The organism is Thiocapsa imhoffii (assembly GCF_016583985.1).
Classification (GTDB): domain Bacteria; phylum Pseudomonadota; class Gammaproteobacteria; order Chromatiales; family Chromatiaceae; genus Thiocapsa; species Thiocapsa imhoffii.
Genome location: NZ_NRSD01000006.1, coordinates 1 through 13,378, shown reverse-complemented (window position 1 = coordinate 13,378; position 13,378 = coordinate 1). Strand labels below are relative to the sequence as shown.

The window sequence follows — 13,378 nt, the reverse complement described above, 5'->3', positions numbered from 1 at the left end:
TAGCTTGAGCCTGGCCAAGTCCCTCCTAGCTCAAAGCGATTTGGTGGTCCGTCCCTGGTTTCACTCGTCCCGCATCCCGTTCCTCACGGTTGGCGGATCGCCCGCAAGCGGGCTCCTACCGGTTGGGGTCATCCCGATGGCGACGATCGGGGGCATCCGGATGGCGATGATATCGGTAGGAGCCGGCTTGCCGGCGATGGCAGGGGAACTCTGAGGTGGGCCAAGCGTGACCCTGTCATCAGCCCACGACGTCCCGCATCCCGTTCGTCACGGTTGGCGGATCGCCCGCAAGCGGGCTCCTACCTGTGGGTGGGGGGGGTTCTGGTTGGGGCGGTGGTCTGCTGCGGCCTTGGATCGCCCGCAAGCGGGCTCCTTACCAGGGGGCCAGGTGATCAACCCTAGGGGATGCTGACTGATGCTAGCGACGAATCCATTGACCCTGGCCCCTATTCCCCCAGGAGCGTCTCGCCTCACGCCGCGTCGAGCGACGCCAGTTCCTGCGCCAATTGCCTGACCCCGATCGCCTCGATTCCGCCACCTTTTGGGTAGCGCTCATCCCCGGAGTAGACCAGAAAGGCACGGTCGGGATTCAGGTCGGCGAGCGCTGTGTGGGTGCCCGGCTCGACCTTGGGCGCCAGGCCGCGTTTGATCTCCACCGCCCAGAGGCGGTGACCCGGCAGCTCGAGCACCAGGTCCATTTCCACTCCCGTGGCCGTTCGGTAGAACGTCGCCTGGGTTCGCTCGGGTGCGGCGCGCAGCAGGGTTTCGATGATGAATCCCTCCCAGCTCGCGCCGGCGACCGGGTGTCCGAGCAGGTCGTCGAGCCTGTCCAATCGCAGCAGCGTATGGACGAGGCCGCTGTCGCGGACGTACACCTTGGGGGATTTGACGAGACGCTTCCTAACGTTCGCGACGTAGGGGGGAAGCCGGCGCACCAGCAGCAGATCGACCATCAGGTCCAGGTACCGGGCCACCGTCTTGCCGTCGACGGCGAGCGCGCGCGCCAGATCGGCGGCATTGAGCAGACCGCCCTGCCCATGTGCGAGCATGGTCCAGAAGCGACGTAAGGTCTCGGCGGGGATCCGTGGTCCGAGCTGGGGAATATCCCGTTCCAGATAGCTGCGGATGAAGTTCTCGCGCCAGAGGACGCTGTCCGCATCCCCGTCCGCCAGAAAGCTCCGTGGAAAGCCGCCACGGGCCCAGAGCTGTTGGACCTGTGCTGCATCGATCTCCAGCGGATCGAACGGCGCCAGCTCCAGATACGCGATGCGCCCCGCGAGACTCTCGCTCGACTGTCGCAGCAACTCGACCGATGCCGAGCCAAGGAGGAGGAAATGGCCCGCCGCCTCGCCGTCGCGCACACGCTCATCGATCAGGCCACGCAGGACCTGAAACAGCCCAGGGGCGCGTTGGACCTCGTCGATGATCGTGAGACGGCCGCGACGCCCCTCAAGGTAACCGCGCGGATCCGACAGCTTCTCAAGATCGGCTGGGTTCTCCAGATCCAGGTAGAGTGCATCGTCTGCCGTGTGGCACGACAGGGCCAGGGTCGTCTTTCCGACCTGACGCGGACCGAGCAAGGCGACAGCCGGAAACCGGCTGAGTCGATGTTCAAGAGGTGTCGCAAGACGACGTGGGATCATCCTTGCAATTGTGGACTGGCGTGCCGGATTTGCAACCCCACAAGGCATCGGTCATGGTGTCAGTCCCTGTGAGATGGATCGGGATCGGGTCGCGCTCAAGGAAAATGGGCTTGGCTCGAATGGCGGTCGTCTTGCCGCCGCCCTGTAGGAGCCGGCTTGCCGGCGATGGCAGGGGAGCGCCGGGGTGGGCCGACCACAACCCGGTCATCAGCCCACGACGTCCCGCATCCCGTTCGTCACGGTTGGCGGGTCGCCCGCAAGCGGGTCCGACCGGTTGGGGTCATCCCGATGGCGACGATCGGGGGCATCCGAATGGCGACAATCTCGGTAGGAGCCGGCTTGCCGGCGATGGCAGGGGAACGCCGAGGTGGGCCGACCACAACCCGGTCATAACCCCACGACGTCGCGCATCCCGGTCGTCCCGGTTGGTGGATCGCCCGCAAGCGGGCTCCGACCTGTGGGTGGGGGGTGTTTCTGGTTGGGGTGGTGGTCTGCTGAGGCCTTGGATCGCCCGCAAGCGGGTCCGACCGGTTGGGGTCATCCCGATGGCGACGATCGGGGGCATCCGAATGGCGACCATATCGGTAGAAGCCGGCTTGCCGGCGATCGCAGGGGAACGCCGAGGTGGGCCGACCACAACCCGGTCATGAGCCCACGACGTCCCGCATCCCGTTCGTCACGGTTGGCGGATTGCCCGCAAGCGGACTCCGACCGGTTGGGGTCATCCCGATGGCGACGATCGGGGGCACCCGAATGGCGACCATATCGGTAGGAGCCGGCTTGCCGGCGATGGCAGGGGAGCGCCGAGGTGGGCCGACCACAACCCGGTCATCAGCCCACGACGTCCCGCATCCCGTACGTCACGGTGGGCGAATCGCCCGCAAGCGGGCTCCGACCGGTTGGGGTCATCCCGATGGCGACGATCGGGTGCATCCGAATGGCGACAATATCGGTAGGAGCCGGCTTGCCGGCGATCGCAGGGGAACGCCGAGGTGGGCCGACCATAACCCGGTCATCAGCCCACGACGCCCCGCATCCCGTACGTCACGGTGGGCGGATCGCCCGCAAGCGGGCTCCGACCGGTTGGGGTCATCCCGATGGCGACGATCGGGGGCATCCGGGTAGCGACAACATCGGTAGGAGCCGGCTTGCCGGCGATCGCAGGGGAACGCCGAGGTGGGCCAAACGCGATGCTGTCATGAGCTACCGCGACCCGCATCCAAAAAGACAGGTTTGCGGATCGTTTCTCCTTTCTGTATTAAGCCTAGTACCAGTTGTTTTTGAAATTAGTTTTTGCTTAAGTTAGCGCCATTCTGGTCTACCCGCGGTTAGCATCCGGAGTTAGGTCACTAGTCTGGGATCACCTCTGACCAGGAGACAATTCGCGGTGTACCCCGGTTGCTTGAACCACCGCTGCTCCCACCACCACCGCCTTCGCAGCTGTCCATCGCCCAAATATTTTTTGCCGCATCACTTAGCAAATTCCGAGATGCAGTAATACTGTCGCAGTCAAAATTATAATCTACGTTACCACCTCCTGAGACGGTGAACTGGCTGCCTACTTCAACTTCAACATCATTCCCATTTTCATCCTTCTTGATTTCCTTCTTAAATCTCCATGGGTCCTTTGAGGTATCGATATTTGTCACAAACATCGTGCCTTCTAGACCTCCATTGCCGCCACCACTGGTATGGACCGCACCACCAAGCACAATGATGACGCCATCCCAGCTCGGAGTACCGTTAAAGGTCAAAGTGCCCGTGACAATCAGAACTCCCGCACCCCTATTATTTCCTGTAAAACGAATAGTTTGATTGCCAGTAAGGACATTGACCATTCTGTTGCTGGTAGTACCATAAGGATTAGTGCCTTGCCCCGTTGGAAAAGAAGGCGCTAAATTACCGCAATAATTCGCAGTGGCGCATACCGCGTCAACAAAGTCTTTAAGTTTCTCTGGGTTCGACCAGGGTTCTGGATAAGCAATTTCTTCAATACCACCGGTATAATTATTCAACCGGCCTTTATCACGAATATCCTTTTCTATTGCATCTTTGCTGGACTTGTCAGATGTACCGATGGCAGGGCCGCCTTGACCATCAACCTTGTAGGCATTGGAATTGGCGCCTTCAAAAGTTTTAACCTTTCCAAAAAAGTTAATGGCACCACCAAGACCGCCGCCACGGGGCTCACTGCCCTCATAAGAAAATCTAAAATTCAAAACGGTTTCTGAAAGAATATCATTTCCCGATCGAGAAATTCCCGTCACATTCACTGAAATCAGATTCTGGTTCCAATCAGGTTCGTCATTATCAGGAATAAAGAAATGCCCAAACGGTGGGAATTGAATGGGATTCGTCATCGGTCCATTGGGAATGTCTGCGCGCTGACTTGCGTCACTCCAATCAACAGATAAATCGTTGGACCGTTCAGCATCAGAAACCCACTCTAAAAACCGACCCGCACCTGCCTCCGCTGCCATATTGGCAATGATCTTATTCTGCTGATTGGAGGTCAGACGTTCCTGCATGATGGTGCCGCGCATCATCGACAGGGCGCCGAGGCTGGCGACGGCAACGAGCATCAAACCGATGATGAGTGCGGCTCCGCGTTGGGCGTTGCGTAATGTGAACGCTTTCATGTCTTGATCTCCGCGGTTCCTGATCTCGTGGACGCCTTCGAACCGGTTCTCGACCTAGGTTCAGTCACAACCGAGCACCCGACAACGCATGGTGGCGATGAACGCGATCTCCTCGACATCTTCGACTCCTTGCATCCTCAGAAGGATCCGCACAGAGGTGGCTTCCGCTGCCTGATTGGTTGTACTCAATTCACCGTGGTTAGTCGGATGCGGTCGCAGAAATTGCACCTGAAAATTCGGTTGTTGGTTCGTCGGCTGAGCGAGTCCGTCGATCAGGGGGACAGGCGGGTCGTTACCACTTTGACAACGCAATTCGTAACGTTGCGTGGTCTGGTTCAGCGCGCTGCTGAAGATGTTCCGAGCGGGTGGTGGTGTGATCTGACTGATCTCCGTTCCGACACAATCTCGGACACCTTGTCCCGCCACGCCAGGCGGGAACTCAACGACGAGTTGCCCCGTCTGACCCGCGCTAAAACGCGCACCTGAGCGGACCACTCGACTGATGGTTTGGGCGGCAAAACGGGTCGCGTCTTGATTGGATTGAATTCGATCCATCAGTGCGGATGTTTGACGGTTCGCGGTGAAGACACTGATGGCACCGGCGATGATGAACAAACCGATCATCGAGGCGATCATCAACTCGGAGAGCGTGAAGCCGGCCTGCTTCACACGCCGACTCGGATACGTCATTGTGATGTGGTTCATTCGCATTGGCTCTTGTCAATAGGTGGAAGAACCGTTGAGAAGAGCATCCCGTCACTGACTCGGAAAAAATAGTTTGGATGCGTTGCGCCCGGTTCCACAAAGACTCGACTTTGACTAGCAAACGCATCGGGGTCGAGAAAGCAGACGGGATTGGGACAACAGGATGGCGGGGCGCAGGTCGCATTCTCTTGAGCATTGGGATCGCCTACTGGCGCGGTGATCCTGAGGCGATTGCCAATATTGCCAAGCAATGCTTCGTTGTCGTCAAGCCATTGCTCCACGGTGCGGGTGGCGAACGTGATCCGATCGGACTCGGAATCAGCGTTCGCCAGCAGGCAGGACACAGCCCAGAGTCGTTCGCCCAGATCAGCGGACAGAATGGCCGCGTTGGATGTCATCTGGCTTTCAGTGGTGGACCGGAGCGCCTTGGTCTGCAGCGCCGCGATCCCGAGCAGGCCCACGCTGATGACCACCATGGCGATCAGGGCTTCGATCAGGGTCGCGCCCGCTTGGCGAGGGTGCGGTCTTTGGCTCGGCGCGTGGCCTGCTGCGGTGGGCGGAGCGCGAACGAGCCAGGTGCCTAGTTTTGCTGAGGGTTGACGGTCGGACATGCCATTCTCTCCATCGAGATAAATCCGCTGGGTAGAATCCGTATACAGCGGGGGCGATTCGCCTCGGAGTCGATTTCGAATGTACCCATTTGGGCGCTCCCATCGGGCTGGAATTGGATCTGCTGAACAGTGGTTGCGATGGTCACCCCAGGAGCAGGTGCGGCGCCGACGCGGATCGGCGTTTGTGGGTTGACCCGATAGAGCACCCAACCATTAGACCAGGGTGGGTCTGCAACGGCACAGTCTGTCTGATTCGCATTGGCGGCGCAGACGGTCGCCTGCGTGCGGTAGCGAATAGCCTCACTGCGCCCGAGTTGAAAGGCCATCAGTAGGTCGTTGGTGGTATCCGTGATGCGGTCGCGTTGCGCGAGACCCTGAAAGCTGGGGACGGCGACGCTGAGCAGGATCGCTAAGATGGCGATGGTAAATAGGAGTTCGAGCAGGGTAAGGCCGGCAGCACGACGGCGGGCGAGGGGAGTGTGCCAACAGCTGGACCTGACGCTGCGCCAGGGATCGCGCGTCAACAGGTCGTTTATTTGACAGCCGTGACCGTTCATCGCCAGCATACTGCGTCATCCCCAGTTGCGCGGGGTCGCCCGAGGTTGTCGATCGTCAAGGTCCCGCAGTCGCGCCAATCTTGATTCCCGACTGGTGTTGCGCTCAGGGTATAGGAGGACGTCGTTCGTGCGGTGACGGCGATGTTGTATCGAGCCGTACCGGTTTTGGGCGACTGTGTGAGTCCAGATTCGGCTGCGAAGATGGCTGCGGTCGGATATTGGTTCGCTGGCATGTATTCAGCACCGGCCACATACAGCCGCTCCATCCACTGCGCCGCCTCCATCAGCACCGTCTGGGCCTCGACCAAGCGCGAGCGATTCACATGGTCGCGGTAAGAGGGGTAGGCGACGGCGGCGAGGATGCCGACGATGGCCACCACGATCATCAATTCAAGGAGAGTGAATCCGCGACTATAGCGGTGGTACAGCAGCATGGTGAACTCCAGCGGTGTGGTGCGCATGATACGCAAGGACACTGTGCACAAACTGCACATCAGTCATGGGTAAAGATAGCTCATTGGACATCGGCTCGTTCGGATAGTCCATTCAACTGTGACGGATTCGACAGAATTTGCAATTGACGCCCAGAAAACGACCCAAAAGTCGAGACCCCGCCTTGCTTGCCGAGCCGCCAGACCCCCTGTTGTCTGAGTCGTTTCAGTCACTCATCATCCGCCGTCGATGTGGCAAAATGCAAACAGTGATCGGGATGATACAAACCCTTTTCCATGAAAAGTTTTACATCCGGAAAAACCCAGTTGCGGGCGACGCAGACAGCACAGACCTGGAGAAGACCGAAGAAGCCGGCTTGCCGGCGATGGCAGGGGAACGCCGAGGTGGGCCGACCACAACCCGGTCATGGGCCACTACCCACCCGCGTCCGGTTCGTCACGGTTGGCGGATCGCCCGCAAGCGGGTTCCTACCGGTTGGGGTCAGCCGGGTGACGACAATATCGGTAGGAGCCGGCTTGCCGGCGATCGCGGGAGAACGCTAACGAGGGCTAAGCGCAGCCCTCGATCCCAGGCACGCGAAGAGGTGCGACTGAATGGCCACCCGAAGAAGCAAAAATAGTCCAGATCTTGGCAGCTGAGCGATTCGATTATCAATGACATCCGCCTAAGTTAGCGCCATTCGAGACTTGTCCTTTCTCCTTTCAAACCATCCGCCCTGGACGATTAATCGGCTGACTTTGGCAAGGGAAAAACAACGTTCCAACTCGTCACCTGCACAGTTGCAACGTCACTGTTACCGACGCTTTCGCTCGTCGGAACGGAGAAGGTGCCAAGTCGGACGTCGTAATGGATTCCGCCTGCCCCTGTCGCCTCGACGCTCTTACCACGAACCTGACCGAAAAGAGAACCGCTTCCGGTGACCGAAACATGCGATTTTGGTGCATAGATGACCGCAGTGAAATCGGTGTTGCCACGCAGTCGCACGCCGTCGTTGTTTCCTTTATTTGATGTCTGCTCATACGACGAGAACAATGAGAAGGGTAGCTTACCGTTTGCGTCGATTGGATTTTGGTTGTTGACCTTCACGCTGCCCTGCAGGTCGAATTTGCCGGTCAGGAGCACGGTTAGACTACTGCCAGGCGCAATCGTAATCTCGGTATTACCGCCGATCGACATGTCGCCGTCGACCATGAGAACAACGTCGCCGCCCGTCACTTCGAGACTCCCGTTCTGACCCAAGGCGAAATGTGATACCTTGAGGAATCGGGTCTCCCTGCCAAACAACTCGATATCTTGCATCGTGCGCGCGTTGTCCGTCTTCCAGCTTTGTACGTTCCAGGTCGGGTCGTAATAGTCAACGCCATCGGGCGAGAGCTTGAGATAACGGTAAGTCCAGGGTCCGATGTTCATGCTGCCCGTCGAAAACTGATCATCGAATTCCGAGACGATACCGTCGACATCGAGTGGATCGCAGGGTGTTTGCGCTACGCCTGAGTTTCCGGGGTTGGATCCGGCTTGAACGGATCCGCCGACATGTTGTTCGGGTGGCTTATTATTGTTCCTGCTGGTGATCTCGCCGCCGGCTTTTGCATTACCCGTAACACGGGCACTCCAATTGTTGAACGCAATATTTCCATTCGCCGAGACGTTGCCATGAACCTCCGCGCTACTCTCGAAACTAACGTCTCCAGCAGTCTTCACGTTGCCATAAACTTTGACACCGCCCCCTTTTAGCGATACCAAGCCGGTGGCGTTGATATCGCCATAAACCGGTGATGAGCCCGTTGCGGATACGCTGCCCGTCGAATTCACGCTGCCGTAAATCGGGGCATTGCCGGTGAGTTCAACCATCGCCGAAGGGGATGTCGTCAGCACATGCGCATCTCTTCCAGGGTTGGCAGCATTGTAAGATCCCGCTCCCGAATTGTAACTGTCGATCTGCCCGCTCCCGCGCGTTGCAACGCCCTCGCAGCCAACGACACCGGCATCGGCGTATGGATGAAATACTTCATTGGACAAGTCCGCTGTGACTAAAACGCTGAAGAGAAGTTGGGTCTCGGCTAACAACTCGTTCATCCATGATTCCCCGATGACTGTTACCTCTAACGGCTTTTTTGTCCAGTCAGGCTCTTCGCTGATCCAAAAATATCCGAATGGCGGGAAGTCCGGATTTGCGTTTCGTGCTTGTGGCAGCCGCAACCTTTCAATTTCATCTCTGTTTTCCCAAGCTTCCTTAAGTGTGATTGATATGCTGTTTGATCCTTCCAAATCCTCAATCTTTTTTCCAATCCACTCTAAAAACCGACCCGCACCCGCCTCCGCCGCCATATTGGCAATAATTTTATTCTGCTGATTGGAGGTCAGGCGTTCCTGCAGGATCGTGCCGCGCATCATCGACAGGGCGCCGAGGCTGGCGACGGCGACGAGCATCAAACCGATGACGAGTGCGACTCCGCGTTGGGTGTTGCGTAATGTGATCGTTTTCATGTCTTGGTCTCCACGGTTCCTGGTGAGGTGGGCGCCTTCGAACCGGTTCTCGACCTAGTTTGAGTCACAATCGAGCACCCGACAACGCATGGTGGCGATGAACGCGATCTCCTCGATCGTTTCGACTCCTTGCATCCTCAGAAGGATCCGCACAGAGGTGGCTTCCGCTGCCTGATTGGTTGGACTCAATTCACCGGGGGTAGTCGGATCCGGTCGCAGGAATTCAACGTGAAAATTCGGTTGTTGGTTCGTCGGTTGAGCGAGTCTGTCGATTAGGGGGACAGGCGGGTCGTCACCACTTTGACAAAGCAATTCATAGCGTTGCGTGGCCTGGTTCAGTGCGCTGCTGAAGATGTTCCGAGCGGGTGTGATCTCACTGATCTGCTGACCGACACAATCTCGAACATCTTGTCCCGCCACGCCAGCCGGAAACTCAACGACGAGTTGCCCCGTCTGACCCGCGCCAAAACGCGCACCTGAGCGGACCACTCGACTGATGGTTTGGGCGGCAAAACGGGTCGCGTCTTGATTGGATTGAATCCGATCCATCAGTGCGGATGTTTGACGGTTCGCGGTGAAGACACTGATGGCACCGGCGATGATGAACAAACCGATCATCGAGGCGATCATCAACTCGGAGAGCGTGAAGCCAGCCTGCCTCGACCGAAGGTTCTGACGGGTCATTGTCGTCTGGTTCATGGGCATGGATCCGGGTAGACAACAACAGGAGGTAGGTCAGTGGAGAAGAGCATCCCATCCCTGACTTGGAATAAATAGTTTGGATGCGTTGCGCCGGGTTGCACAAAGACTCGATTTTGACTAGCAAAGGCAACAGGGTCGAGAAAGCAGACGGGATCGGGACAACAGGTTGGCAGGGTGCAGGTTACATTCTCTTGATGATTAGGCTCATCCGCTGGCAGTGTAATCCTGAGGCGATCTCGAATCCGGCCAAGCAATGCTCTGTTCTCCCTAAGCCATTGCTCCACGGTGCGGGTGGCGAACGTGATCCGATCGGACTCGGACTCGGCGTTCGCCAGCAGGCAGGACACGGCCCAGAGTCGTTCGCCTAGATCGGCGGACAGAATGGCCGCGTTGGATGTCATCTGGCTTTCAGTGGTGGATTGCAGCGCCTTGGTTTGCAGTGCCGCGATCCCGAGCAGGCCCACGCTGATCACCACCATGGCGATCAGGGCTTCGAGCAGGGTCGCGCCCGCTTGTTGGCGACGCGGTCTCTGGCACGACGGGTGGCCTGCTGCGGTGAGCGGTGAGCGAACGAGCCGGGTGCCTAGTGTTGCTGAGGGTTGACTGTCGGGCATGCCATTCTCTCCATCGAGATGAATCCGCTGGGTAGAATCCGAATGCAGCGTGGCCGATTCGCCTCGGAATCGATTTCGAATGTCCCGACTGCCGCCCCGACGATTTGAGCGCTCCCATCGGCCCTGAAACGAACCCGCTCAACAGCCGTGGTGATGGTGACCCCAGCAGCAGGTGCCGTGCCGACGCGGATGCGTGTCTCGGTCTGGTCATCTTGTCGAAAGAGCACCCAACCAGTTGACCAGGGTGGATCGGCAACGGCACAGGCTGTCTGATCCGCATTGGCGGCGCAGACGGTCGCCTGCGTGCGGTAGCGAATGGCTTCACTGCGCCCGAGTTGAAAGGCCATCAAGAGGTCGTTGGTGGTATCCGTGATGCGGTCGCGTTGCGCGAGACCCTGAAAGCTGGGGACGGCGACGCTGAGCAGGATCGCCAAGATGACGATGGTGAACAGGAGTTCGAGTAGGGTGAGGCCGGCAGCGCGACGGCGGGCGAGGGGAGCGCACCAACAGCCGGACCTGACGCTGCGCCAGGGATTTCGCGCCAAGGTGGCGTTCAACGGGCGGCCGTGTCCGTTCATGGCCAACATGCGTCATCCTCAGGTGGGCCGCGTTCCCCTCGGTGGTCGATCGTCTCAAGAAGTGTGAATCAGCGACCGGGGCGTCGAGGGGACAGCGGCATGGTGTATTCCGGCGATGTCGTTCGCAAGAAACTCAAGGCTCACTGCACGCAAAATGCGCACCAGCCGTGAAAGTCGCCTGATTGGGCGTGAAATCGTGCGTCTGATTCAAAGAAATGTGACACAGTCGTCAGAATGTGCCATCTGATGCCAGGGAAAAGCCCAAATCCGTCAGCGACTGTCGACAGATGAACGGACAGCCCTACGTCCGCGGTATGAGACCGACCGTTCGCCGCGTGGTTGAAGCCCTGGCCGCTGATCCGAACCGCGAGGAGCTGAAGTCGGACGATCCTGACATCGACGACGAGGACATCGGCACGCCCAGACCCTCGGTGACGCCCTCGAAGGTCTCGCCCAGCCTGCCGATCGGATTGCCGAGCGCTCTGATGTGGTGATCCGTTTCCTGAGGCCCGCCGTCGCGATGAAGCAACAGAAGGGGTCAGTATGTGACGATTTTTGTCACATCAACCTGACGTGAACGGGCATGACGCGGTTTGGACGCTGGCTCGATCAGGGGCGAGCCTGGGTGTGGGTCGGTCTGGCGGCGGTCCGGTCGGGCGCAACGGCGGGTCAGGCCCCGCCAGCGGGGGGCGGATCGCCACGCATCCATCGATCAATGGCTTGCAGTGGATTGAACAGGTGGCGCGGATGCGAAAGCGTGACCCAGGTCACGGTCAACTCCGCCCCGATTGGTCCACACTGAACACCGTTGAACGGATGTGGAGCCGCCATTGCTCCGATGCCTTCACATCTGGCCCGAAATCTGCTGTTGAGAGGATTAGGAAGACCCGGGACGCAATGCTTCTCCGCTGACAGTCCCAACCCCCGGCCAAGCCGGATTCATCACGAAAGAACGGGAGTCGAGACATGAAAAAACAACAGAGTGGCTTCACACTCATCGAACTCATGATCGTTGTGGCGATCATTGGTATTTTGGCGGCGATTGCGATTCCTCAATATGCGAATTTTTCAGCGAGAGCGCAAATGTCAGAGGCACTAGCCCTTGCGAGCGGACTGAAAACGCCAGTCGCTGAAATTGCTAGCGCGAGTGGGCTAGCGGATGCAGATAGCGCGAGCAACGGCTTACCGGCTGCTACGGATGTAAATGGAAGATTTGTAGCTCAAGTCGCGGTTGCAGACGGGGTAATAACTGCGACTATGCGAGCGGCTGCGCCTGTTGCAACAGCTCTGCAAAGTGCAACCTTAACTCTCACTCCCACCGCTGGTCCCGGCAGTGTTTCTTGGGCGTGTACTTCTAGTTTATCTGCTGCTAGTCCACAACTTCTTCCGCCTGATTGCAGATAGTGTTCCATGACTGCAGGAATACCCCGGCTGGTGGCTAATCAGTCGGCTAGTAGGGCATAGACCACGATTTATCTAAGCCTGCTTTGACTCAAGAAAAGACCGCCCCGGCGGTCTTTTCCTTTTGATTAACCGCCGCCCAGCTCCAGTTCCCCAAACCCCTTCACCTAATCCACCTAAGCAACCTTGTGAATGCGCAACCCCCGATAGCATCGGCCACATTCAGTTCCCCATCTCAATCTCGTCACAAACCCCTTCCCATACTCTCATCCGTCCATCACACCTCCACTCACTCCCCCCAAAATAACGCACAATCCGTCCACGATCATGGCATCCTATGACTGGCCGGACACACACCCGTCCGGTCGCTCGACTCTGTAGTCAGATCAGGAGGATCATGATGAAACGACCTGAACAGGGATTCACCCTGATCGAGTTGATGATCGTCGTCGCGATCATCGGTGTTTTAGCCGCGATCGCCATCCCGCAATACCGTGATGTTGTGATCCGTGCCCGGGTGAGCGAGGTGCTGGTGGCGATGGGCAAGGTTAGGACCGATTTAAGCCTCTTCTATGCCGAGCAGGGCCGCTTCCCCGCCACTGCAGCCGAACGCGCGCCGTTCGAGATCACCGCGGCCGATGCCCACCCGACCATTCGCCGTCTCCAACTCCAAGGAGTTGGTGCCTGCAATCTCAACGCGGGCTGTACCGGGACGCGGGTGGAGGTCCAGTTGCAGCGCTCCGTCTACCACGGCATCGGCGGCGATGCGAACAGCCAGATTCGCCTCGAAGGGCAGGGAGGACCGAACGGGGGCGTGGTGACCTGGCGGTGCGGACCACGGGATGTGCAGCCGCTGCGCTTGGAATGGCTGCCCGCGACCTGTCGACAGCCGCCGGGTTGAGGGTGGGTGGGGAGTGATTCTGCTTGGGGTGGTGGTCTGCTGAGGCCTGGGTCGCCCGCAAGCGGGCTCCTACCTGTGGGTGGGGGG

13 protein-coding genes are annotated in these 13,378 nt (G+C 58.7%); 3 read left to right on the top strand and 10 right to left on the bottom strand.

Annotation, left to right across the window (positions count from 1 at the left end; all coding sequences use genetic code 11):
- Window positions 1-470 precede the first annotated feature (470 nt).
- The 10 genes from CKO25_RS07640 to CKO25_RS07595 all read right to left on the bottom strand — a co-directional run bounded on the left by CKO25_RS07640 (window position 471) and on the right by CKO25_RS07595 (window position 10,998).
- A complete protein-coding gene (locus tag CKO25_RS07640) occupies window positions 471-1,643 on the bottom strand; it encodes an ATP-binding protein (protein ID WP_200387344.1) in 1,173 nt (390 codons plus the stop codon).
- A 1,349-nt stretch (window positions 1,644-2,992) separates the two neighbouring features.
- On the bottom strand, window positions 2,993-4,282 hold the full coding sequence (locus CKO25_RS07635) for a pilus assembly PilX family protein (protein WP_200387343.1): 1,290 nt from the start codon (window positions 4,280-4,282) through the stop codon (window positions 2,993-2,995).
- Window positions 4,283-4,342: 60 nt separating this feature from the next.
- Complete coding sequence (locus CKO25_RS07630) at window positions 4,343-4,987, bottom strand: PilW family protein (protein ID WP_200387342.1); 645 nt, start codon at window positions 4,985-4,987, stop codon at window positions 4,343-4,345.
- Window positions 4,984-5,598 (bottom strand): type IV pilus modification protein PilV, encoded by a 615-nt coding sequence (pilV, locus tag CKO25_RS07625; RefSeq protein ID WP_200387341.1) that lies wholly within the window; start codon window positions 5,596-5,598, stop codon window positions 4,984-4,986. Before pilV (CKO25_RS07625) ends, CKO25_RS07630 begins: the two co-directional genes overlap by 4 nt.
- Window positions 5,568-6,164, bottom strand: a complete 597-nt coding sequence (locus CKO25_RS07620) for a GspH/FimT family pseudopilin (protein ID WP_200387340.1) — start codon at window positions 6,162-6,164, stop codon at window positions 5,568-5,570. The genes pilV (CKO25_RS07625) and CKO25_RS07620 overlap by 31 nt, the downstream gene beginning before the upstream one ends.
- Window positions 6,152-6,631, bottom strand: a complete 480-nt coding sequence (locus CKO25_RS07615; RefSeq protein ID WP_338115086.1) for a type IV pilin protein — start codon at window positions 6,629-6,631, stop codon at window positions 6,152-6,154. Before CKO25_RS07615 ends, CKO25_RS07620 begins: the two co-directional genes overlap by 13 nt.
- A gap of 700 nt (window positions 6,632-7,331) precedes the next feature.
- A complete protein-coding gene (locus CKO25_RS07610; RefSeq protein ID WP_200387339.1) occupies window positions 7,332-9,095 on the bottom strand; it encodes a pilus assembly PilX N-terminal domain-containing protein in 1,764 nt (587 codons plus the stop codon).
- 54 nt (window positions 9,096-9,149) lie between these two features.
- Window positions 9,150-9,794: a PilW family protein gene (locus tag CKO25_RS07605; protein ID WP_200387338.1), complete on the bottom strand. Its 645-nt coding sequence runs from the start codon at window positions 9,792-9,794 to the stop codon at window positions 9,150-9,152.
- The gene (gene pilV, locus CKO25_RS07600) at window positions 9,791-10,411 is read right to left on the bottom strand and encodes a type IV pilus modification protein PilV (protein WP_200387337.1); all 621 of its coding nucleotides are present in this window, start codon (window positions 10,409-10,411) and stop codon (window positions 9,791-9,793) included. Before pilV (CKO25_RS07600) ends, CKO25_RS07605 begins: the two co-directional genes overlap by 4 nt.
- Window positions 10,381-10,998, bottom strand: coding sequence for a GspH/FimT family pseudopilin (locus CKO25_RS07595; protein ID WP_200387336.1), 618 nt, complete (start codon window positions 10,996-10,998; stop codon window positions 10,381-10,383). Before CKO25_RS07595 ends, pilV (CKO25_RS07600) begins: the two co-directional genes overlap by 31 nt.
- Before the next feature lie 278 nt (window positions 10,999-11,276).
- On the opposite strand from CKO25_RS07595, the gene CKO25_RS07590 reads away from it, so the two are divergent.
- The 3 genes from CKO25_RS07590 to CKO25_RS07580 all read left to right on the top strand — a co-directional run bounded on the left by CKO25_RS07590 (window position 11,277) and on the right by CKO25_RS07580 (window position 13,291).
- The gene (locus CKO25_RS07590; protein WP_200387335.1) at window positions 11,277-11,483 is read left to right on the top strand and encodes a DUF433 domain-containing protein; all 207 of its coding nucleotides are present in this window, start codon (window positions 11,277-11,279) and stop codon (window positions 11,481-11,483) included.
- A gap of 472 nt (window positions 11,484-11,955) precedes the next feature.
- Window positions 11,956-12,393 (top strand): pilin, encoded by a 438-nt coding sequence (locus CKO25_RS07585; protein WP_200387334.1) that lies wholly within the window; start codon window positions 11,956-11,958, stop codon window positions 12,391-12,393.
- Window positions 12,394-12,787: 394 nt separating this feature from the next.
- A complete protein-coding gene (locus CKO25_RS07580) occupies window positions 12,788-13,291 on the top strand; it encodes a pilin (protein WP_200387333.1) in 504 nt (167 codons plus the stop codon).
- Window positions 13,292-13,378 lie beyond the last annotated feature (87 nt).

Bases quoted from the DNA above. Each gene is read 5' to 3' on its own strand.
- CKO25_RS07640 (WP_200387344.1), bottom strand. From the start codon at position 1,643: ATGATCCCACGTCGTCTTGCGACACCTCTTGAACATCGACTCAGCCGG.
- CKO25_RS07635 (WP_200387343.1), bottom strand. From the start codon at position 4,282: ATGAAAGCGTTCACATTACGCAACGCCCAACGCGGAGCCGCACTCATC.
- CKO25_RS07630 (WP_200387342.1), bottom strand. From the start codon at position 4,987: ATGAACCACATCACAATGACGTATCCGAGTCGGCGTGTGAAGCAGGCC.
- pilV (WP_200387341.1), bottom strand. From the start codon at position 5,598: ATGTCCGACCGTCAACCCTCAGCAAAACTAGGCACCTGGCTCGTTCGC.
- CKO25_RS07620 (WP_200387340.1), bottom strand. From the start codon at position 6,164: ATGCTGGCGATGAACGGTCACGGCTGTCAAATAAACGACCTGTTGACG.
- CKO25_RS07610 (WP_200387339.1), bottom strand. From the start codon at position 9,095: ATGAAAACGATCACATTACGCAACACCCAACGCGGAGTCGCACTCGTC.
- CKO25_RS07605 (WP_200387338.1), bottom strand. From the start codon at position 9,794: ATGAACCAGACGACAATGACCCGTCAGAACCTTCGGTCGAGGCAGGCT.
- pilV (WP_200387337.1), bottom strand. From the start codon at position 10,411: ATGCCCGACAGTCAACCCTCAGCAACACTAGGCACCCGGCTCGTTCGC.
- CKO25_RS07595 (WP_200387336.1), bottom strand. From the start codon at position 10,998: ATGTTGGCCATGAACGGACACGGCCGCCCGTTGAACGCCACCTTGGCG.
- CKO25_RS07590 (WP_200387335.1), top strand. From the start codon at position 11,277: ATGAACGGACAGCCCTACGTCCGCGGTATGAGACCGACCGTTCGCCGC.
- CKO25_RS07585 (WP_200387334.1), top strand. From the start codon at position 11,956: ATGAAAAAACAACAGAGTGGCTTCACACTCATCGAACTCATGATCGTT.
- CKO25_RS07580 (WP_200387333.1), top strand. From the start codon at position 12,788: ATGATGAAACGACCTGAACAGGGATTCACCCTGATCGAGTTGATGATC.